This is a genomic window from Mycolicibacterium sp. MU0053, assembly GCF_963378095.1.
Taxonomy (GTDB): domain Bacteria; phylum Actinomycetota; class Actinomycetes; order Mycobacteriales; family Mycobacteriaceae; genus Mycobacterium; species Mycobacterium burgundiense.
In genome coordinates, this window is the sequence record NZ_OY726397.1 from 3,369,718 (window position 1) to 3,391,017 (window position 21,300).

General features: G+C 69.4%; 20 protein-coding genes. 9 read left to right on the forward strand and 11 right to left on the reverse strand.

What is annotated here, in order from left to right:
• The first annotated feature begins 38 nt into the window (after positions 1 to 38).
• Both RCP80_RS15815 and mtr read left to right on the forward strand, forming a co-directional pair.
• Positions 39 to 1,055 (forward strand): alpha/beta hydrolase, encoded by a 1,017-nt coding sequence (locus RCP80_RS15815; protein ID WP_308478575.1) that lies wholly within the window; start codon positions 39 to 41, stop codon positions 1,053 to 1,055.
• Position 1,056: 1 nt separating this feature from the next.
• Positions 1,057 to 2,472 (forward strand): mycothione reductase, encoded by a 1,416-nt coding sequence (mtr, locus tag RCP80_RS15820; RefSeq protein WP_308478576.1) that lies wholly within the window; start codon positions 1,057 to 1,059, stop codon positions 2,470 to 2,472.
• A gap of 60 nt (positions 2,473 to 2,532) precedes the next feature.
• Here mtr and RCP80_RS15825 read toward each other — a convergent pair whose 3' ends face one another.
• Complete coding sequence (locus RCP80_RS15825; protein ID WP_308478577.1) at positions 2,533 to 2,862, reverse strand: ArsR/SmtB family transcription factor; 330 nt, start codon at positions 2,860 to 2,862, stop codon at positions 2,533 to 2,535.
• Between the two features lie 57 nt (positions 2,863 to 2,919).
• Positions 2,920 to 3,681: a gamma-glutamyl-gamma-aminobutyrate hydrolase family protein gene (locus tag RCP80_RS15830; RefSeq protein ID WP_308478578.1), complete on the reverse strand. Its 762-nt coding sequence runs from the start codon at positions 3,679 to 3,681 to the stop codon at positions 2,920 to 2,922.
• A gap of 249 nt (positions 3,682 to 3,930) precedes the next feature.
• Between RCP80_RS15830 and RCP80_RS15835 the strand changes: the two genes are divergently transcribed.
• Both RCP80_RS15835 and ngg read left to right on the forward strand, forming a co-directional pair.
• Positions 3,931 to 5,745: an N-acetylglutaminylglutamine amidotransferase gene (locus RCP80_RS15835; RefSeq protein ID WP_308478579.1), complete on the forward strand. Its 1,815-nt coding sequence runs from the start codon at positions 3,931 to 3,933 to the stop codon at positions 5,743 to 5,745.
• Between the two features lie 2 nt (positions 5,746 to 5,747).
• Positions 5,748 to 7,523: an N-acetylglutaminylglutamine synthetase gene (gene ngg / locus RCP80_RS15840; protein ID WP_308482874.1), complete on the forward strand. Its 1,776-nt coding sequence runs from the start codon at positions 5,748 to 5,750 to the stop codon at positions 7,521 to 7,523.
• A gap of 7 nt (positions 7,524 to 7,530) precedes the next feature.
• On the opposite strand, the gene RCP80_RS15845 is transcribed toward ngg, so the two are convergent.
• The 3 genes from RCP80_RS15845 to map all read right to left on the reverse strand — a co-directional run bounded on the left by RCP80_RS15845 (position 7,531) and on the right by map (position 9,705).
• Positions 7,531 to 8,094: an alpha/beta fold hydrolase gene (locus RCP80_RS15845; protein WP_308478580.1), complete on the reverse strand. Its 564-nt coding sequence runs from the start codon at positions 8,092 to 8,094 to the stop codon at positions 7,531 to 7,533.
• 73 nt (positions 8,095 to 8,167) lie between these two features.
• Entirely contained in the window at positions 8,168 to 8,851 is a 684-nt protein-coding gene (locus RCP80_RS15850) for a hypothetical protein (RefSeq protein WP_308478581.1), read from the reverse strand.
• On the reverse strand, positions 8,848 to 9,705 hold the full coding sequence (map, locus tag RCP80_RS15855) for a type I methionyl aminopeptidase (protein ID WP_308478582.1): 858 nt from the start codon (positions 9,703 to 9,705) through the stop codon (positions 8,848 to 8,850). Before map ends, RCP80_RS15850 begins: the two co-directional genes overlap by 4 nt.
• A gap of 113 nt (positions 9,706 to 9,818) precedes the next feature.
• On the opposite strand from map, the gene RCP80_RS15860 reads away from it, so the two are divergent.
• Entirely contained in the window at positions 9,819 to 10,202 is a 384-nt protein-coding gene (locus tag RCP80_RS15860; RefSeq protein ID WP_308478583.1) for a PaaI family thioesterase, read from the forward strand.
• Positions 10,203 to 10,205: 3 nt separating this feature from the next.
• Here the strand turns inward: RCP80_RS15860 and RCP80_RS15865 are convergent, their stop codons facing one another.
• The 6 genes from RCP80_RS15865 to dxr all read right to left on the reverse strand — a co-directional run bounded on the left by RCP80_RS15865 (position 10,206) and on the right by dxr (position 17,336).
• Positions 10,206 to 10,793, reverse strand: a complete 588-nt coding sequence (locus tag RCP80_RS15865) for a DUF1707 SHOCT-like domain-containing protein (protein ID WP_308478584.1) — start codon at positions 10,791 to 10,793, stop codon at positions 10,206 to 10,208.
• 44 nt (positions 10,794 to 10,837) lie between these two features.
• On the reverse strand, positions 10,838 to 12,652 hold the full coding sequence (locus RCP80_RS15870) for a penicillin-binding transpeptidase domain-containing protein (protein WP_308478585.1): 1,815 nt from the start codon (positions 12,650 to 12,652) through the stop codon (positions 10,838 to 10,840).
• A 194-nt stretch (positions 12,653 to 12,846) separates the two neighbouring features.
• A complete protein-coding gene (locus tag RCP80_RS15875; RefSeq protein ID WP_308478586.1) occupies positions 12,847 to 13,701 on the reverse strand; it encodes a GNAT family N-acetyltransferase in 855 nt (284 codons plus the stop codon).
• 46 nt (positions 13,702 to 13,747) lie between these two features.
• A complete protein-coding gene (gene ispG, locus RCP80_RS15880; RefSeq protein ID WP_308478587.1) occupies positions 13,748 to 14,914 on the reverse strand; it encodes a flavodoxin-dependent (E)-4-hydroxy-3-methylbut-2-enyl-diphosphate synthase in 1,167 nt (388 codons plus the stop codon).
• Positions 14,915 to 14,934: 20 nt separating this feature from the next.
• The gene (locus tag RCP80_RS15885) at positions 14,935 to 16,152 is read right to left on the reverse strand and encodes a M50 family metallopeptidase (RefSeq protein ID WP_308478588.1); all 1,218 of its coding nucleotides are present in this window, start codon (positions 16,150 to 16,152) and stop codon (positions 14,935 to 14,937) included.
• The gene (gene dxr, locus RCP80_RS15890; RefSeq protein WP_308478589.1) at positions 16,149 to 17,336 is read right to left on the reverse strand and encodes a 1-deoxy-D-xylulose-5-phosphate reductoisomerase; all 1,188 of its coding nucleotides are present in this window, start codon (positions 17,334 to 17,336) and stop codon (positions 16,149 to 16,151) included. The genes RCP80_RS15885 and dxr overlap by 4 nt, the downstream gene beginning before the upstream one ends.
• A 92-nt stretch (positions 17,337 to 17,428) precedes the next feature.
• On the opposite strand from dxr, the gene RCP80_RS15895 reads away from it, so the two are divergent.
• From RCP80_RS15895 to RCP80_RS15910, 4 genes are all read left to right on the forward strand, one after another.
• Entirely contained in the window at positions 17,429 to 18,514 is a 1,086-nt protein-coding gene (locus RCP80_RS15895) for an oxygenase MpaB family protein (protein WP_308478590.1), read from the forward strand.
• Complete coding sequence (locus tag RCP80_RS15900) at positions 18,511 to 19,143, forward strand: TetR/AcrR family transcriptional regulator (protein ID WP_308478591.1); 633 nt, start codon at positions 18,511 to 18,513, stop codon at positions 19,141 to 19,143. Before RCP80_RS15895 ends, RCP80_RS15900 begins: the two co-directional genes overlap by 4 nt.
• A gap of 99 nt (positions 19,144 to 19,242) precedes the next feature.
• Positions 19,243 to 19,920: a fasciclin domain-containing protein gene (locus RCP80_RS15905; protein ID WP_308478592.1), complete on the forward strand. Its 678-nt coding sequence runs from the start codon at positions 19,243 to 19,245 to the stop codon at positions 19,918 to 19,920.
• A gap of 48 nt (positions 19,921 to 19,968) precedes the next feature.
• Positions 19,969 to 21,273 (forward strand): cryptochrome/photolyase family protein, encoded by a 1,305-nt coding sequence (locus RCP80_RS15910; protein WP_308478593.1) that lies wholly within the window; start codon positions 19,969 to 19,971, stop codon positions 21,271 to 21,273.
• Positions 21,274 to 21,300: the final 27 nt, after the last annotated feature.

Genomic DNA, 21,300 nt, shown 5'->3' on the forward strand with positions numbered 1-21,300 from the left:
GTGATCTTCCAGACACCGGCCGCAGCTAAGGTTGAACCGTGACGGTATGGGAGGCCGACGTCCTACCCGGCTACCACCAGCACAGGATGGAACTGGGCGCCGACCCCGACGGCGAGGGCGACCTCATCGCGACCCTGGTGCGTCGCGGTCCCGCCGCCCCGGCGCGGCACGCGGTGCTCGGCGTGCACGGCTATACCGACTACTTCTTCAACACCGAGATGGCCGACCGGTTCGCGGCCCGCGGGCTCGCCTATTACGCCCTGGACCTGCACAAATGTGGCCGGTCCTGGCAACCCGGGCAGACCCCGCACTTCACCACCGACCTGGCCCGCTACCACCTCGAACTGGAACGGGCGCTGGCGGTCATCGCCGCCGAAACCGACGGCGCCCGGGTATGCGTCGTGGGCCACTCCGCCGGCGGACTGGTCGTCACGCTGTGGCTGGACCGGCTGCGCCGGCGGGATCTGACCGCCGCCCTCGGTGTCGGCGGCCTGGTCCTCAACAGCCCGTTCTTCGATCTGCACGGGCCCTCGATCCTGCGGGCCGCGCCCACCTCGGCGGCGCTGATCGCCTTGGCGCGGATGCGCAAGACGCGCGTGGTGCGCAAACCGAAAGAGGGCGGCTACGGCACCACGCTGCACCGGGACTTCCACGGCGAATTCGACTACAACCTGGACTGGAAGCCGGTGGGCGGGTTCCCGATCACGGTCGGCTGGATCAACGCGGTGCGCCGCGGCCACGCCCGACTGCACCGCGGCCTCGATGTCGGTGTGCCCAACCTGATCCTGCGCTCGGATCACTCGGTCGCCGAGACCCGCGACGACCCCGAGGCCATGCAGCGCGGCGACGCCGTCCTCGACGTCCGGCACATCGCCCGGTGGGCCGGTTGCGTCGGCAACCACACCACGATCGCCCCGATCGCCGACGCCAAACACGACGTATTCCTGTCGCTGCCCGCGCCGCGGGCCGCGGCCTATGCCGAACTCGACCGCTGGCTGGACCGCTACCTGGGCAGCAGCACCGCCGAGACCTCCGAGACAACCAGACAGGGCTGACGTGGACCACTTCGATCTGACCATCATCGGTACGGGCTCGGGCAACTCGATCCTCGACGAGCGCTACGAATCGAAGCGGGTCGCCATCTGCGAGCAGGGCACCTTCGGCGGCACCTGCCTCAACGTCGGCTGCATCCCGACCAAGATGTTCGTCTACGCGGCCGAGGTCGCCAACACGATCCGCGACAGCGCCCGCTTCGGTGTCGACGCCCGGATCGACGGGGTGCGCTGGCGCGACATCGTCTCGCGGGTGTTCGGTCGCATCGATCCCATCGCGTTGGGCGGCGAGCGGTATCGACGCTCCTCCCCCAACGTCACCGTGTTCGACGGCCACACGAAGTTCGGCCCCACCCGCGGCGACGGTCGCCATCTGCTGCGCACCGAGGCCGGTGCCGAGTTCACCTCCGATCAGGTGGTGATCGCCGCGGGCGCGCGCGCGATGGTGCCACCGGCGATCGGTGCGAGCGACATCAAGTGGCACACCAGCGACACCATCATGCGGATCCCCGAGGTGCCCGAACATCTGGTGATCGTCGGCGGCGGATTCGTTGCCGCCGAGTTCGCTCATGTGTTCTCCGCGTTGGGATCTCGCGTGACGCTGGTGCTGCGCGGTGCGACGCTGCTGTCGCACTGCGACGACGACATCGGCGAACGGTTCACCGACATCGCGTCACGCAAGTGGGAGGTGCTGTTCGGTCGCACGGTCACCGGCGGGCGCACCGACGATGCGGGCACCACGGTGGAACTCGACGACGGCTCGATGCTGCGCGCCGATGCGGTACTGGTGGCCACCGGCCGCCGGCCGAACGGCGATCTGCTCGACGCCAAGCTGGCCGGCGTCGAGGTGACCAGCGCCGGTCAGGTTGTCGTCGACGAGTATCAACGCACCAGCGCCCGGGGCATTTTCGCGCTCGGCGACGTCTCCTCGGATTATCAGCTCAAGCACGTCGCCAACATGGAAGCCCGGGTGGTGCGCCACAACCTGCTGCAGGAGTGGGCGGACACCGATGCGCTCGCGAGCGCCGATCACCGGTACGTGCCCTCGGCGGTGTTCACCGACCCCCAGGTCGCCCACGTCGGCCTGACCGAAAACGAGGCCCGCGCATTGGATCTCGACATCAAGGTCAAAATCCAGGATTTCGGCGACGTCGCCTACGGCTGGGCCATGGAAGACGGCACCGGGGTGTGCAAGATCATCGTCAACGCCGACAACGGGATGATCCTGGGCGCCCACATCATGGGCCACCAGGCCGCGACGCTGATCCAGCCGCTGATCCAGGCGATGAGCTTCGGGCTCGGCGCCCAGGACATGGCCCGCGGCCAATACTGGATTCACCCCGCCCTGCCCGAGGTGGTCGAGAACGCACTGTTGGCCCTGTGCGGCGAGCCGACCTGGCCCGCGCCCAAGCGCCACTGACTCCCCCGCGATTTCGGTGCGCCTGGGGGCGCTCAGCGCCTCCCGGCGCACCGAAATCACCTAGTTGTGGGCGGCGCCGATCCAGTGCAACAGGTCGTGCACGGTGGGGTCCTCGAGCCGGTAGCTGACCTGCCGCCCGATCCGGGTGGACGACACCCAGCCCTGCTGGCGCAGCACGCGCAGCGCCTGCGAGACCGCGTTCTCCGAACGGTTCAACGCGTCGGCCAGGTCGCCGACACAGATGCCGGGCGCGCGGTGCAGTCCCAGCAGGATCTCCAGGCGGCCCGGGTCCGACAGCAGGTCGAACCGCTGCGTCCAGCCCGCGATGTCCACATCCGCCAGCGCCGAGGTCGCCAACACGACCTGGGGCGGTCCCTGTTCGTGCTCCATGATCCCCCTCAATCTAGTCCAGGAACCCGTGCCGCAGGATCGACCACGCGGTGCCGGTCATCGCGCCGGGACCCGCCGACCGCGGCGCGCTCGGGCGGCCGCCACCACCGCGCTGAACAACCGCAGGTCATCGAGGCGCTCCTCGGGATGCCATTGCACGGCCACGCAGAACTGCGGCCCCTGGCCGTGCGGGTCGACCTCGACGGCCTCGATGACTCCGTCGGCGTCGTGCGCGCTGGCGATCAATCCCCGACCGAGCGTGGCGATGGCCTGATGGTGGTAGCACTGCGCGTCGGTGGACTCGCCGACCACCGCGGCCACCCGGGTGCCGGGCACCGTGCGGATCCCGGACGTGCTGAAAACCGCGTTGCCGACCTGGTGGCGGGTGTGTCCGACGAGGTCGGGCAGGTGCTGGTGCAACGTGCCGCCGAGTGCGACGTTGAGCAACTGGGCGCCGCGGCAGATGCCCAGGACCGGCAGGTTGTCCGCCAGCGCGGCGCGCAGCAGGGCGAACTCCCAGGCGTCGCGTTCGTGGGCCGGTTCGTCGGTGGCCGGATGCCGGGCCTGCCCGTACGTCGCCGGGTCGATGTCGGGTCCGCCGGTGAACACCAGTCCGTCCAGCCCGCCCACCACCTGCTCGGCGATCGCGTCGGTGACCGGCTGTGGTGGCAGCAGCGTCGCGATGCCGCCGGCCCTCGTGACCCCGTCGAAGTAGACGGCCGGCAGGAAGCTCGCGTGCACATCCCACACCCCGGTCTGCGCCTGTTGCAGATAGGTCGTGAGCCCCAGCACCGGTCGAGCCGCCTCCGCGCCGTTCAAGATCCACGCACCCCTTCCCGTATCGGTGGGCGAACGGCCTCATTCTCACCGCACCGGCATCGAAGACGAAATCCCCACGGAGCGTCACGATCCCAGCGCGGTCGACGGTCTGTGACACACGTCTCTTCGCGCCGCCGCGCGGGTTTGAACTCGGGGGACGCGGGTAAACATCAGCAGCATCAGCGGCACCACCGGGGCGGCGGTGCACGACCACTGGAGATACGAGCAGATCGGGGTAGGGTCGAACCGATGTGTGGAGCGACCGGAGAGGTCCGACTCGACGGCAGGACACCCGATGTGGCTGCCGTGTCTGCGATGGCCGCCGTCATGGCACCGCGAGGTCCCGACGGCGCCGGAGCCTGGTCCCAGGGCCGGGTGGCACTGGGTCACCGCAGGCTGAAGATCATCGATCTGTCCGAGGCCGGCGCGCAGCCGATGGTGGACTCCGATCTGGGACTGGCGATCGCCTGGAACGGCTGCATCTACAACTACAAGCAGTTGCGTGATGAGCTGATCTCGGTCGGCTACCGGTTCTTCTCCCACAGCGACACCGAGGTGTTGCTCAAGGCGTACCACCACTGGGGTGACCGATTCGTCGAGCGGATGTTCGGCATGTTCGCGTTTGCGATCGTCGAGCGCGACAGCGGGCGGGTGCTGCTCGGCCGTGACCGTCTCGGCATCAAGCCGCTTTATGTCACCGAGGACTCCCGGCGCATCCGGTTCGCCTCGTCGCTGCCCGCGCTGCTGGCCGGCGGCGGGGTGGACACCCGCATCGACCCGGTGGCGCTGCATCACTACCTGAGCTTCCACTCCGTGGTCCCGCCGCCGCTGACGATCCTGCGCGGCGTCCGCAAGGTGCCACCGGCGACCCTGATCGCCATCGAACCCGACGGCACCCAGCACACCTCGACGTATTGGACGCCGGACTTCACCCGCCACGCCGACCGCACCGACTGGACCGAACGGGACTGGGAGGACGCCGTCCTCGACTCGCTGCGACGCGCGGTCGAGCGCCGCCTGGTCGCCGACGTTCCGGTGGGCTGCCTGTTGTCCGGCGGCGTCGATTCCAGCCTGATCGTCGGCTTGCTCGCCGAGGCCGGACAGACCGGTTTGCAGACGTTTTCCATCGGGTTCGAGTCGGTCGGCGGCGTCGCCGGCGACGAGTTCAAGTGGTCGGACATCATCGCCGAGCGCTTCAACACGCAGCACCATCAGATCCGGATCGACACCCAACGCATGCTGCCGGCGCTCGACGGTGCGATCGGCGCCATGAGCGAGCCGATGGTCAGCCACGACTGCGTCGCGTTCTACCTGCTCAGCCAGGAGGTCGCCAAGCACGTCAAGGTGGTGCAGTCCGGTCAGGGCGCCGACGAGGTCTTCGCGGGGTACCACTGGTACCCGCCGATGGCGGAGCCGTCCGCGGCCAGCCTGCAGGGCGCGGTCGCCAGCTACCGCGGCGCCTTCTTCGACCGTGATCAGGCCGCGATGGATCGCCTCGTGGCCGGATCCCCGGGCGATGTGGTCGCCGCCGACGACCCCAGCGGGCGGTTCGTCACCGAGCATTTCGCCCGGGCCGGCGCCGAGACCGGGGTCGATCGCGCGCTGCGACTCGACACCATGGTGATGCTCGTCGACGACCCGGTGAAGCGGGTCGACAACATGACCATGGCCTGGGGCCTGGAGGGCCGCGTCCCGTTCCTCGATCACGAACTGGTCGAACTGGCCGCGGGCTGCCCGCCGCACCTCAAGACCGCCCTCGACGGCAAGGGGGTGTTGAAACAGGCGGCTCGCCAAGTCATCCCGTCGGAGGTCATCGACCGGCCCAAGGGGTACTTCCCGGTGCCGGCGCTCACCCACCTCGAAGGCCCCTACCTCGACATGGTCCGCGACGCGCTCTACGCGCCGGCCGCCAAGGAGCGCGGACTGTTCGCACCCGACGCGGTCGACCGTCTGCTGGCCGATCCCAACGGTCGGCTGACGCCGCTGCGCGGCAACGAATTGTGGCAGATCGCGCTGCTCGAACTCTGGTTGCAGCGCCACGGCATCGACGGACCGGCCGCGTGACGATGAATGCCGTCGAGCACTCCCCGCCCGGCGACCCCGCCCGCGAACCCATCACACTCGGGCTGCATGACGCCTCGCCGCAGCATCTGGTGGACGCCATGGCCGACGACGTGGTGCTCGAATTAGGTTGGGGCCGGCTGATTTTCGGCCAGACCTTCGCCGACCCCGAAGTGCTGGCCGCCACCCTGGCCCATGAACGGCCCGGCCGGCGCGACATCTGCATCTACGCTCGCGAATCGCATGTGCTGATCTCCCGGGCGCCCAACGAGCTGTTCATCGATCCCAGCCACACCTACCGGCTGCGCTTCAGCGAGCCGCACTCCGAACCCCCACCGCCGTCCGGGTTCAGCATCCGCACCCTGGAATCCCCCTCGGACGCCGACGAGATCAACCGCGTCTTCGTGCGGTGCGGCATGGTGCCCGCCCCCACCGACGTGATCTGGGAGAACCACCTGCGCGCCGACGCGGTCGACTATCTGGTCGCGGTGCGCGACGACGGCGGCATCATCGGGACCGTCACCGGTGTCGATCACCACCGGCTGTTCGCCGACCCCGAGGACGGCTCGAGCCTGTGGACCCTGGCCGTGGACCCGACGGCGGGCCTGCCCGGCATCGGCGCCGCGCTCACCGCGCAGTTGGCGTCGATCTTCCGCGACCGGGGCCGCGCCTACATGGACCTTTCGGTGGCCCATGACAATTCGGCGGCGATCGCGCTGTACGAGAAGCTGGGCTTCACGCGCGTCCCGGTGCTGGCGGTCAAGCGCAAGAACGCGATCAACGAACCGTTGTTCACCCCGATCCCCGAGACCGTCGACGACCTCAACCCGTACGCGCGCATCATCGCCGATGAGGCCATGCGCCGCGGCATCCGGGTCGAGGTGCTCGACGCGGAGACCGGCGAAATGCTGCTGACCCACGGCGGTCGCAGCGTGATCACCCGCGAATCGCTGTCGGAGTTCACCTCCGCGGTCGCCATGAGCCGCTGCGACGACAAGCGACTGACGCGGCGGATCGTCGGCGAGGCCGGCGTCGTGGTTCCGCGCGGCCGGCTGGCGACCTTCGACGAGGCCGACCACGCGTTCCTCGCCGAGGTGGGCGATGTCGTCGTCAAGCCGACCCGCGGCGAACAGGGCAAGGGCATCACGGTCGGGATCAGCAGTTCCGAGGCGCTCGACGCCGCACTGGTCCGCGCCCGCGAGCAACACCCGGAGGTGCTGATCGAACAGCGCGCCACCGGCGACGACCTGCGGTTGGTGGTGATCGACGGCAAGGTGGTGGCCGCCGCGCTGCGCAAGCCCGCCGAGATCACCGGAACCGGTACCCACACCGTGGCCGAACTCATCGAGGCCCAGAGCCGTCGGCGCGAGGCGGCCACCGGCGGCGAGTCCCGCATCCCGATCGACGACGTCACCCGCGACACCGTGGCCGAGGCCGGCTGGTCCTTCGACGACGTGCTGCCCAAGGGCACCCGGCTGCGGGTGCGCCGGATGGCCAATCTGCATCAGGGCGGGACCATTCACGACGTCACCGACCAGGTCCACCCCGAGTTGTGCCGGGTCGCGGTCACCGCGGCCGCGGCCATCGGCATCCCGGTCACCGGCATCGACCTGCTGGTCCCGGACGTCACGCGCGACGAGTACGTGTTCGTCGAGGCCAACGAGCGCCCCGGGCTGGCCAACCACGAGCCGCAGCCGACGGCCGCGGCCTTCATCGACTTCTTGTTCCCGGGTCAGCCCGGCCTGCCCCAGGCGTGGACCGCGGCCACCGCACCCGAATAGGGCTGGCTCACCACGTGCTGGTGCGCAACACGATCTCGCCGGCCAGCTGGGCGGTGGACTCGGCGGCGTTGCGCCGGCCGAGCAGGTCGACCACCCGGAAGTCCCCGAACACGAACTGCTGACTGGCCAGCGCGACCGAGCGCGCCGCGGCCGTGCTCACCAGGGCGGTGGTGTTGAGTTCCACCGGCGGGCAGTCGGCGTCGCGGATCACGCCGTCGGAGTCGGCGGCCCGCGGATGTCCGCGGTCGACGACCACGAGCGCGGTGAACCGATCGAGGCGCCGGGCCGCCAGATCCCAGGCCAGCTCGGCGCCCGCGCGATCACCGACCAGCACCGCCCAGGGCACGGTCAGCCAGTCCAGGATTTCCAGCACCGACTCCGGCTTCAGGCGGGGCTCCGGCCCGATGACCACGGTCCGCAACGACGCGGTGTGCAACCGTTGGCAGACACTGTCATAGGCGGCGGTCGCCTGTTGGGCGGCGCCGAGTAGGACCACGACCGGGCCCGTCTCCGGGCCGGAAACGTCGACCGGGATCGGGAAGCCGTCGACGGTCATCGTCGTCGGAGGCATGCGGTCACGGTACAGGGCGTCGGTGTCGCCCGACGCCGTTTCTGTGCGGCTGCTGTCCACTCTCAGCCTGCTATCAGAAGTCACGAAGCCGCGCCGTCTGTCGACCGAAGACGTCCAGAAAAGTCTGCGGCAGTGACGCTTTCACGGGAATCGCGGTGTTCGGCTCGGCGGTCACCAATCCGAAGGTCGCCATGGACCCGACGTTGGCGAACGCCATGTAGATGGTGCTCTGCTCCCCGGGCAACTCCATGCTCTGCCGGTACACCAAGACGTCGGCGCCGTCGGCGGCGGCACGTTCGGCATCCGGCAGCCGGGTGGTGGTCATCGGGATGCCGGGCGACGCGTCATCGAAGAACACCTCGAAGCTCGCGCAACGCTCGGCGGTGTTCTCCAGCGCCGCCAGATCCAGCGGCCACGACAGCACCGTCATCGCGATGCGGGCGCCGTCGTAGCCGACGTTGTATTTCACGGCGCTGCCCGGCCCCCGCTCGGCCGAGGCCGCGATCACCTTGGTCAGGCCGTCCGAACAGTTCGGCGGCATGCTCGACATCGACGGCGGCGACTGGGCACCGTCGGGTTGGCCCGGCTGCTCGATGATCCGGGAGTACTGCACACCGGGTGGAAAGTCCGCTTCGGTGAGAACCGCCCGGTCCAGCTTGGCGCCCGGCCAGGTGGGAGTGCCGGTCAAGGTCGGCGCACAGGCGCACACCCACATCGTCAGGCCCGCGAGCAGCCACGCCGCGGAGCGACGGCTCACGGGAGGGTGAGGATTTCGGCGCCGTCGTCGGTGACCACCAGGGTGTGCTCGAATTGCGCCGTCCATTTGCGGTCGGTGGTCGCGACGGTCCAGCCGTCGTCCCAGATCTCGTAGTCCAGCGCGCCCAGGTTGATCATTGGCTCGATGGTGAAGGTCATCCCGGGTTCCAGCACGGTCTGCACCGACGGCTCGTCGTAGTGCAGCACCACCAGACCGTTGTGGAAGGTGGTCCCGATGCCGTGTCCGGTGAAGTCGCGAACTACGTTGTAGCCGAACCGATTTGCATAGGCTTCGATGACCCGGCCGACGACCGACAGCTGCCGCCCGGGCTTGACCGCCTTGATGGCGCGCATGGTGGCCTCATGGGTGCGCTCGACGAGCAGGCGGTGCTCCTCGGAGACATCGCCGGCCAGGAAGGTGGCGTTGGTGTCGCCATGCACGCCGTCGAGGTAGGCGGTGACGTCGATGTTGACGATGTCGCCGTCCTCGATGACCGTCGAGTCCGGGATGCCGTGGCAGATGACCTCGTTCAGCGAGGTGCAGCAGGACTTCGGGAACCCCTTGTAGCCCAGTGTCGAGGGATAGGCGCCGTGGTCCAGCATGTACTCATGGGCCACCCGGTCGAGTTCGTCGGTCGTCACACCGGGCGCCACGGCCTTGCCGGCCTCGGCGAGCGCACGGGCCGCGATCCGGCCCGCGACCCGCATCATCTCGATGACCTCGGGGGTCTGCACCCAGGGCTCGCTGCCCTCGCGCACGGTCGGCTGCCACGCGTACTCGGGGCGTGGGATCGACTTGGGGACCGGCCGGGTCGGCGAGAGCTCACCGGGGCGTAGCGGCGTGCGAACAGGCATATAAGCAGGGTAGTCGCAGGGCGTCCCGGGTGCCGACGCGCCGGAGCGCCGCGCGCCGCCGAGGTAGCGAGAATCACAATCTCCGTTGGCGAGAGCGCTGCTACCGTAGGTCGGTGACCGAGACCGTGCACCTGCTCCACCTGCTGGATTACCGCACCGCGGTGGAAACCGACGAACGCGTCGTGATGGAGATGGACAACCGCCCCGATCTGGCGAACGTCCGCGGCGCACTGCAGGGCGGCCTCATCGCCACCTTGATCGACATCGCCGGCGGGGTGCTGGCCGGCCGCAACGTGGGACCCGACCAGGATGTGACCACCGCCGACCTGAACATCCACTACCTCGCCCCGGTCGTGGAGGGACCCGCCCGGGCCGAGGCGACGATCGTGCGGGCCGGGCGGCGCTTGATCGTGACCGCCGTCGATGTCACCGATGTGGCTCGCGATCGGCTGGCGGCGCGGGCGACGTTGAGCTTCGCCGTCCTCGACAAGCGTTGAGAATCAGCGGATTCCGCGGCGCAGCCGCCAACCCTTGCGGGGTCCGCGGATGTCCACCGAACCCCACACCACCTTGCCGCTGAGGACCACGTGCGGCCGGCCCTCGCCGGGGGCGTCGGTGCGATAGTCGTTCGCGCTGCCGACGATGACCTCGACGTCGTCGATCGAGGCGCTGGCCCCGTCGGGTAGCCGCAGATCCAGCGAACTGAACTTCAGATCGAGTTCGATGACCACGATCGGACCGGCGAACCGGGCGCGGGTCAGATCCAGGTTCACCGTGCCCATCCGCCGCACCAGGGCCAACCTGGTGGGCACCGCCCACTCGCCGTGACGCTTGAGCGAACCCATGACGCCGCGCAGTTCGACCCGGTCGGTGGCCGAGGTGACGATCGCCCCCGGCCCGGGCAGGTCGTCGACCAGCACATCGAGTTCGGCACGCAGTCGCGCGACCGAGACCTGCGCGGAGCGCTCCTCGAACTCCTCGATGTCGATCAGCCCGAGCGCGACGGCGTTGTGCAACCGGCGCAGCGTGCCGTTGCGATCGGCATCGGAGATCCGCATCGGGGCTGGTTGGTGATCGATTTCGGACATGGCGTGCCCCAGTTTACGGGCGCACCCGGAACGGGCGCGCCAGGTCAGGTCAGGTAGCCGTCCGGCAGGCTGTCGAACATCTGCTTGGTCATCCGCACCGCGTACTCCGAACTGCCACCGCCGACGATCAACGCCGCGAACGCCATGTCGCCGCGATAGCCGGCAAACCAGGCGTGCGAACCGCCGTTGAACTCGGCCTCACCGGTCTTCCCGCGCACGTCGCCGTAGCCGTTGAGTTCCTTGGCGGTGCCGTTGGTGACCACCATGCGCATCATCGACCGCAGCCCCTCGAGCTGGTCCGGGCCCACCGGCGGGCGCTCCCCGATGATCTCGGTGGAGCGGCCCAGGATCAGCCGCGGGACCGGGGCCGCGCCCGCCGCGACCGTCGCCGCGGCCATTGCCATCCCGAACGGGCTGGCCAGCACCTTGCCCTGACCGAAGCCATCCTCGGTGCGTTCGGCCAGATCGACGGTGGGCGGCACCGAGCCGGAGACGGTCATGATGCCGTCGATCATGTAGTCGGGGCCGATGCCGAACTGGGCGGCCGCGGTGGTCAGCGCGCGCGGCGGCATGCGGCTCGCCAGCTCCGCGAACGTGGTGTTGCACGAATTGGCGAACGCCTTGGACAGCGGCACGGTCCCGAGATCGAAGCGGTTGTAGTTGGGGACGGTGCGGTGCCCGATGTCAATGGTTCCCGGGCACCCCAGCAGCGTGTTCGGCGTGGCCATGTCGCGTTCGATCGCCGCACCGGCGGTGATGATCTTGAAGGTCGAGCCGGGTGGATACATGCCCATGGTCGCGGTGGGCCCGTCGACGTCGGCGGCGGCGTTCTGGGCCACCGCCAGGATGTCGCCGGTCGAGGGCCGCAGCACCACCATCATCGCCTTGCGGCCCTGCCCGTTGACGGCGTTCTGCGCCGCGTTCTGCACCGCGCGATCCAGGGTGATCGACACCGAGGGTGCCGGTTCGGCGGGTACCTCGCTGAGCACACCCACGTCGACGCCGTTCTGGTTGACGCTGACCACGCGCCAGCCGGCCTCCCCGTCGAGGTCGTTGATCACGGTCTTCTTGATCTCGTTGATGATCGCCGGCGCGAAGGTGGGGTCGGTGGGCAGCAGATCGGCCAGCGGGGTCACCACCACGCCGGGCAGATGTCCGATCGCGGGCTTGACCCGGTCGTGGTCGTCCTTGCTCAGGGTCGCCAGTTCCATCGGGGTGGCGACGGCGCTGGCCCGCTCGGCCAGCCGCTGCGGGTCCAGGGTGTCGTTGAAGGGTCGCAGCGCATCGACGACGGCGCGCGCGGTCGGCATCAACTCCAGCCCGGCCTCGCGAGCGTCGATCGCGTAGCGGTATTTGTTGCCCGGCACCAGCACATCGGTGCCGCCGACCTCGTTCACCGAGGCGCGCCGCGGCGGGTCCCCGCGCAGTTCCAGACTCTGGTTCTCCCCCAGCCTGGGGTGCAAACCCGTTGCGGTCCAACGGACTTCCCACTTGCCCTCGTTGCGGACCAGGTTCAGCTCGCCGTCATAGGTCCAGGTGCGGTCCTTGGGCAGGTGCCAGCTGTAGCGGTAGTGCACGGCGCCGGTGTCCTCGGTGAACCGCGAGCCCAGCACCTCGGCGTCCAGCCCGGTGGCCTGCAGTCCCGACCAGGCCGCATTCAGGGCGGCGCGCGCCTCCTCCGGGCGATCCGACAGGTCGGCCGCCGCGGAGGTGTTGCCGGCCGCCAACTGGGCGAAGAACGCTTCGGCCGCGGGCGTCGGGCCGTCGGGCCGCGGGGTGCAGGACGGCAGCGCCGCGACCAGCAACGCCGCTAGCACGCCCGCGCCGATGCGTGTGACTGTTGATCTAATTGTGACCATTGGGACTGATGTTAGAGCGGTGACGACGGTTAATCGGGTAGCGACACCGCGCGCCGGTCGGCGAGGCGTCGAGATTGCACTGACGGCCCTGACATTGCACCTGAGGCGTGATCGAGGCCGCATTTGCACCCGCAGCGCAATGTCGGCGCCCTGAAGGCAATCTCGCCGCGGAGGTGGCCGTCGGGGCGCCCAGCTCAGTCGAGCAGCACCGTCGCGAAGGTACCCACCTCGGTGAAGCCCGCGCGCTCATAGGCCGCGCGCGCGACCGTGTTGTAGCTGTTGACGTACAGGCTCGCGATCCGACCGCCGGCCACCAGGGCCTTCCCCACGGTGGCGGTCCCGGCCGTGCCCAGCCCGTGGCCGCGCCGATCCGGGTGCACCCACACCCCCTGGATCTGCCCCACGTGCGGGGACTGGGACCCGACCTCGGCCTTGAAGATCACCTCGCCGTGTTCGAAGCGGGCCCAGGCGCGGCCCGCGGCGATCAGGTTCGCGATCCGCCTGCGGTAGCCCCGGCCGCCGTCGCCGACGCGCGGGTCGATTCCGACCTCCCCGATGAACATGTCCACCGCGGCAATCAGGTACGCGTCGAGTTCGTCGAGGCGCACCCGGCGCACCGCGGGATCTACCGGGCTGCTCGGCGCGGTGCTCAGCGCCATCAGGGGTTGCTGTTCGCGCACATCGCGCGCCGGACCCCAGGCCCCGTCCAGCCGTTGCCACATCGGCAGCACCAGTTCGGCGGGTCCGACCAGCGAGGAGCAGCGGCGCGCCCCGCTGAGCGCCTTCTCGGCGAAGGCCGTCAGATCGGCGACGCTGCCGCGCAGCGGGATCAGATTGGCGCCGGCGAAACACAGCGATTCCTCGGGGTGCCGCCGGGTCCACAGTTCGCCGCCGATCGCGGTCGGATCCACGCCGTAGTCGGCCACGCGCGCGGCCACCATGCAGGAGACGACGGGGTCGGCGTCGAGCACGCGGCGCACCGCGGCGGCATCGCGCACCACGGCCACCTGACGGTCTTCGCTCAGGCGAAAGAGCGGCGGAGCCGACATTGGCACTCTCTCTACGACTGCGGCCATCGGCGAGGGCCGCGCGCCACTAGCTTACGGTCACCACCGGCGGACCGCTGGGAGTTCCCGCGTCCCCGGGTGCCGCGCCCATTTCCGAGGCGATCCGCAGGGCCTCCTCGATGAGGGTTTCGACGATCATGGCCTCGGGCACGGTCTTGATCACCTCGCCCTTGACGAAGATCTGGCCCTTGCCGTTGCCGGAGGCGACGCCGAGGTCGGCCTCGCGGGCCTCGCCGGGCCCGTTGACGACGCAGCCCATCACCGCCACCCGCAGCGGCACCTCCATGCCCTCGAGCCCGGCGGTGACCTCGTTGGCCAGCGTGTACACGTCGACCTGGGCGCGCCCGCACGACGGGCACGAGACGATCTCCAGCCCGCGGGGCCGCAGGTTGAGCGACTCCAGGATCTGGTTGCCGACCTTGACCTCCTCGACCGGCGGCGCCGAAAGCGAGACCCGGATGGTGTCGCCGATCCCGCGGGACAGCAGCGCACCGAATGCGACGGCGGACTTGATGGTCCCCTGGAAGGCCGGCCCGGCCTCGGTCACACCGAGATGCAGCGGGTAGTCGCACTGGGCGGCCAACTGCTCATAGGCCTCGACCATGACCACCGGATCGTTGTGCTTGACGCTGATCTTGATGTCGCCGAACCCGTGCTCCTCGAACAGCGAGGCCTCCCACAGCGCCGACTCCACGAGCGCCTCCGGGGTGGCCTTGCCGTACTTCTCCATGAACCGCTTGTCCAACGAGCCGGCGTTGACCCCGATGCGGATCGGGATGCCCGCCGCGCCGGCGGCCTTGGCCACCTCCCCGACCCGGCCGTCGAATTCCTTGATGTTGCCGGGGTTGACCCGCACCGCCGCACAGCCGGCGTCGATGGCGGCGAAGATGTACTTCGGCTGGAAATGAATGTCGGCGATCACCGGGATCTGCGACTTCTTCGCGATCGTGGCCAGCGCGTCGGCATCCTCCTGCCGCGGGCAGGCCACCCGGACGATGTCGCAGCCCGAGGCGGTCAGCTCGGCGATCTGCTGCAGGGTGCTGTTGACGTCGTGGGTCTTGGTGGTGCACATCGACTGCACCGAGATCGGGTGCTCACTGCCCACGCCAACGTCGCGGACCATGAACTGTCGGGTCTTGCGTCGGGGCGCCAGGACGGGCGCTGGCGGCGCAGGCATCCCCAAACCGATGGACATGAGGAGTCCCCTTCTTCTAGCTAAAACAGGGTGATCGGGTTGATGACGTCGGCGGTGACGGTCAAGAGCATGTACCCGGACACCACTATCAAGACTACGTAGGTCGCCGGCATGAGCTTGAGGTAGTTCACCGGACCTGCGGCGACCTTGCCGCGGGCCTTGCGGATCATGTCCCGGATCTTCTCGTAGGTCGCGATCGCGATGTGGCCGCCGTCGAACGGTAGCAGCGGCACCAGGTTGATGACGCCCAGCACGAAGTTGAGCTGCGCGAGGAAGAACCAGAACGCCATCCAGACGCCGTGCTCGACGGTCTCGCCGCCGATGCGCGAGGCACCCACCACGCTGATGGGCGTGTCCTGGTCGCGTTCGGCGCCGCCGATGGCGTCCACCAGCGCGCCGACCTTGGTGGGGATGTTGATCAGTGCCTTGCCCAGATGAACCGCGAGTTCGCCGGTGAACGCGACCGTGGCCGGTGCCGCCGTGAGCGGATTGTGCTGGACGAACGGTTCGGGCTCCAGCGCTCCGACGCCGATCGCCCCCACGGTGCTGGGCTCGGTCGCATCGGAGCTGAGGTAGCGCTGGGTCGGGACGACGTCGACGATGGTCTCGACGGTCTGCCCGTCGCGCTTGAGCACGATCGGCACCGGCCCGTCGAGGCCCCGGATGACCTCGGCCATGTCGGCGAACGTGTCGACCTCGGTGCCGGCGACCTTCACCACCTCGTCGCCGGCCTGGATCCCGGCCTGCGCGGCGGGGCCCGGGCCCGAGCACTCACCCATCTCTTGCGGACCGATTTGCGATGCGACACAGAGAGTTTGGCCGACGACGGCGGTGGTGGGCTGGCTCAGGTTCGGCAGCCCCCACACGATCGCGATCACGTAGATGATCACCAGGCCGAGGGCGAAGTTCATGCCCGGCCCGGCGAACAGCACCGCGACCCGCTTCCACACCTTCTGCTTGTACATCGCATACGGCCGATCGGCGGGATCCAGTTCGTCGACCGCGGTCATCCCGGCGATGTCGCAGAACCCGCCCAGCGGCACGGCCTTGACGCCGTATTCGGTCTCTCCCAGCCGATTCGGCCGACGGGTGGACCACAGCGTCGGCCCGAAGCCGACGAAGTAGCGGCGCACCTTCATCCCGGTGGCACGCGCCACCCACATGTGACCGCATTCGTGCAGGGCCACCGAGACCAGAATGGCCAGGGCGAACAGCACCACGCCAAGTACGTACATCATCGGGCGGGCAGAACCTCCTGTGGGGCGTTTCTCTTCCACACTGCGTGTGCCTCACGTCGGGCCCAGTGCTGCGCGTCGAGTACTTCGTCAACGGTAGCCGGTTCCGCGGCCCATTGACCTGCGGCGTGTACTACCTCACCCACGGTGTCGACGATCGCGGGGAACGAGATCTTCCCGGCGAGGAAGGCCGCGGCGGCCTCTTCGTTGGCGGCGTTGTACACCGCGGTCAGGCAGCCGCCGGTCTTACCGGCCGCGCGGGCGAGGTCCACGGCGGGGAACACCGCGTTGTCGAGCGGCTCGAACTCCCAGGTGGAGGCGGTGCTGAAGTCGCAGGCGGGCGCCGCACCGGCGACCCGGTCCGGCCAGCCGAGCGCGAGCGAGATGGGCAGTTTCATGTCCGGCGGGCTGGCCTGGGCGATGGTCGACCCGTCGGCGAAGGTGACCATGGAGTGCACGATCGACTGCGGGTGGACCACGACGTCGATGTGGTCGTAGTCGATCCCGAACAGCAGGTGTGTCTCGATCAACTCGAGGCCCTTGTTGACCATCGAGGCCGAGTTCAGGGTGTTCATCGGTCCCATGGACCAGGTGGGGTGCGCGCCGGCCTGCTCGGGCGTGACCGACTCGAGGTCGGCCGCGGCCCAGCCGCGAAAGGGCCCGCCGGAGGCCGTCAGCACCAACCGGGCCACTTCGTCCGCGCGTCCCGACCGCAGGCACTGGGCCAGCGCGGAGTGCTCCGAATCCACCGGCACGATCTGTCCGGGTGCGGCCGCGGCGAGCACCAGCGGACCGCCGGCCACCAGCGACTCCTTGTTCGCCAGGGCGAGCCGGGCCCCGCAGCCCAGCGCGGCCAGGGTGGGCCGCAGCCCCAGTGCGCCGACGAGCGCGTTGAGGACGACATCGACCCCGGTCGTCGCGGCGGTGTCCGCGACGATGCGGGTGGCGGCGTCGGGCCCGGCATACGGGACATCCCCGAGCCGCTGCGCGGCGGCCTCGTCGGCCACGGCGACGTTCGTCACGCCGGTCTGGGCCCGCTGGGCGGCCAGCAGATCGATGTTGGCGCCGCCGGCGGCCAACCCGACGACCTCGAAACGGTCGGGGTTGGCAGCGATCACCTCCAACGCCTGGGTGCCGATCGACCCGGTGCTGCCGAGGATCAAGACCTTGAGGCGCTCATCTGTCACGAATCCATTGTGCCGCCTGCCGGCGCGAGAAACCGCATCGGCATTTCCTACAAGGTGTTGGAAAATCAGACACTCTGTAGGAAACTGGGGCCATGAGTACTTTTCGCGCTTGGTTTTCCGAGCTGACAGCGGCGCCGGAGCCGACCCCGGCCGAGGACTACGGATTCTTCGGTCCCGACTCCGTCACCTGGCGGGTCTGGAGTTACCCCACCTCCCTGACCATCGGCTTTCAGCGCGCCGTGGTCGTCGAAGAGCTCGACCCGGCCCTCGTTGCCGCCGTCGACCAAACCCATGAGATCTACCGCCGGCCCCGCACCCGGTACGACCGGACGCTGCGCTACTTCGCGATGGTCGCGTTCGACGACAGCCGGTCGACCACCAAGGCCGCCGACGTCCTGGTCAAGATCCATTCCAAGGCCATCGGTACCGATCCGGTCACCGGTCGGCGCTACGACGCCAACGATCCGGATTCGCAGCTCTGGATTCACCTGACCGCCTGGCATTCGATCCTCAAGGCCTATGAGAAGTACGGTCCGGGCCCGCTTTCCGAGGACGACGAACGCCGCTACTGGGCCGACTGTGCGGTGGCCGCCGAACTGCAGACCTGCGATCCCGCCGACGTGCCGCGGACCCGCGAGGGCGTGCAGGACTACTTCGATCGGATGCGGCCGGAGCTGATCGGCTCGGACATCGCCAAGCGGGCCATGAAGCACCTGCTGCGCGCCGAGGTGATGCTGCCGGAGATGCCGCGGGTGCTGCGGCCCGCCACCTGGGTTGCCACCGCGGTCCTGCGGCGCGGCACGCTGGCGACCATGCCGCGCTGGATGCGGGAGCTCGCCGGGTTGTCCACCTCGCGCGTGCTCGACGCCCTGGCGGTGCCGCCGCTGCGGGTGGCGTTCGCGGCGGTGGCCCTGAGCACCCGGCTGCAGTTGATCCTGCTGCAACTGCTGTCCCCCACCACCGTGCCGGTCGCCGCGCGGGTGCTGCGTTCGGTGCCCGCGATCAATCCGGTCACCACCACGCCGCGCGTCGCGCAGGCCCGCTTCGGATACGACAATCCGCGCGCGGCCCATCAGGGACTGCGCGCCCGGCAGCAGCAGCGAGTGTTCGACGCCGGCGCCGCCCCCAGCGACGAAGGCATCGTCGAGTCGCAACCCATCCTGGGCACGGTCGGGTGAACGGCAGCCGCACCGGTGCCCGGGCCCGAGCCGAGCACCTGGGCCCGCAGCGACGCCGCCCGCAGGTGCTCGACGCCGCGTTGGAGATCGCCGCCGACCGCGGCCTGGCGCACATCACGATGGGCAACATCGCCGCCCACCTGGGCGTCAGCCGCCCGGTGGTCTATGACTGCTTCCCCGGCCGCGGCGACGTGCTGGCCGCCCTGCTGGAACGCGAAACCGAGGTCGCGCTGAGTCGGCTGCTCGCGATCCTGCCGCCGCTGAAGACCGGTTCGGTCGAGGAGATGTTCGTCGAGGGTTTCCGCTCGTTGCTCGGTGATGTCCGCGACCGTCCCGCGTCCTGGCGCATCATCTTCACCAACGATCCGGATCCGGTGTTGGCCCAGGCGATCTCGGCCGGTCGCCGCCAACTCTGCGAACACACCGCTACCGTCATGCGTCCGCTGCTGCAACGTTGGCAGGTCGACGACCTCGAGCGGGTGTTGCCGGTACTGACCGATCTGTTCCTCGGAATCTGCGAGACCTCGGCGCGCACCATGCTCGCCGAGGACTCCGACTGGCAGCCCGATGAGCTGGCCGAGATCGTCGGCCGAGCGGCGTATCGGGCCCTGCGCGCCCGCTCTTCATGACGCGTTTGTGACGCGAATCTTTTTCGGACAAGTCCGGATTGCCGTCGGCTCCGAATGCTGGGTGTAGTTCACCACTGACGGACGAAGGAGTCTGCACCCATGAAGTCGATTCAGATCAAGACGATTACGGTCGGGTTTGCCGCCCTGGCCACGCTCGGGCTGGCGTCGTGTTCCTCCGACGGCGCCACCGAGACCGACACCTCGCCGTCGGCTGCCGCGGACATGTCCGCCGCGACCTCGGCGATGATGACACCGGTGTCGACCGAGATGTCGGCGCCGGCAAGCAATCTGGTCGGCGCGGGGTGCGCCGCCTACGCCGAACAGGTGCCGTCCGGCCCCGGCTCGGTGGCCGGCATGGCGCAGGACCCGGTGACGGTCGCGGCGTCGAACAACCCGCTGCTCACGACGCTGACCTCGGCCCTGTCGGGTCAGCTGAACCCCGAGGTGAACCTGGTCGAGACCCTTGACGGCGGCGAGTTCACCGTCTTCGCGCCGACCGACGAGGCCTTCGGGAAACTCGATCCCGCCACCGTGGAGACCCTCAAGACCGACAGCGAGTTGTTGACGTCGATCCTTACCTATCACGTGGTGCCCGGCCAGGCCGCCCCGGACCAGGTCCCCGGTGAGCATCAGACCGTTCAGGGCGCTCCGGTCACCGTCACCGGCGCGGGTGACGACCTGATGATCGGCGATGCCGGATTGGTCTGCGGTGGCGTGCAAACCGCCAACGCGACCGTCTACCTGATCGACACCGTGCTGATGCCGCCGGCCAACTGAGCCGGTCGTCGGGTTTGAGCGCGGCGGAATCAGGGCAGCATGACCGACATGGCGACGCCGGTTCATCTGCTCTGGTTCCGCCGCGATATCCGGCTGGCCGACCATCCGGCCCTGCTGGCGGCCGCGGCCGATGACGCCCAGGTGCTGGCCTGTTATGTCCTCGATCCGCGGCTGGCCACGGCCGGTGCGCGTCGGCGTCAGTTCCTCTACGACTCGCTGCGTGAACTGCGGGCCGGCCTCGACAGTCGGCTGCTGATCCTGCGGGGGCGCCCGGAGAATCGAATCCCCAAGCTGGCCAAAGAAGTTGGCGCATCCGCCGTGCACGTCAGCGCCGACTTCACCCCGTTCGGTACCCGCCGCGACGACGCGGTGCGCGCCGCGCTCGGTGACATCGCGCTCGAGGCGACCGGCTCGCCGTACCTGATTGCACCGGGGCGGGTGCGAAAGAACGACGGCACGGCCTACCGGGTGTTCACGCCCTACCACCGGCGCTGGGTCGAGCACGGGTGGCGCCCGCCGGCGAAATCGGCGGCCGCCGCCGCCCGCTGGATTGATCCCGCCGACACCGGTGAGCGCAACCACGACATCCCCGATCCCGGCAGCACCCTGAGCATTCCCGCCGGGGAACGGGCCGCGCGGACGCGGTGGACGGACTTCGTCGAACAGCACCTGCCCGCCTATGCCGACGCGCGGAACCGCCCCGACCTGGACGCCACCAGCCGCATGTCGGCCTACCTGCACTTCGGCAACATCCATCCCCGCACCCTGGCCGCCGACCTCACCGGTGCGGCCGCCGGGCCCCGCGCCTATCTGCGGGAGCTGGCCTTCCGGGACTTCTACGCCGCGGTGCTGCACGAGTGGCCGCGCAGCGCCTGGTGGAACTTCAACCAGGCCTTCGACGCCATCGAGGTGGACCGGGACGAGGACGCCGAGCGCACGTTCGAGGCCTGGAAGGAGGGGCGGACCGGCTTTCCGCTCGTCGACGCGGGCATGCGGCAGCTGCACCAGACCGGGTTCATGCACAACCGGGTCCGGATGATCACCGCGTCGTTTTTGGTCAAGGATCTGCATCTGCCGTGGCAATGGGGAGCCCGGTGGTTCCTGGACCAGCTGCTCGACGGGGACATCGCCAGCAATCAGCATGGCTGGCAATGGGCCGCCGGTAGCGGCACCGACGCCGCCCCCTACTTCCGGGTGTTCAATCCCGACGCCCAACGCACCAAGTTCGACCCGGACGGTGACTACGTGCGGCGCTGGGTACCGGAGCTGGACACCCCGGCCTATCCGGCGCCCATCGTGGACCACGGGGAGGCGCGCCGCGAGGCGCTGCGCCGCTACGGGTCCATCAGCTGAGCTACGCCCGCACCCGGTATGCCAGAA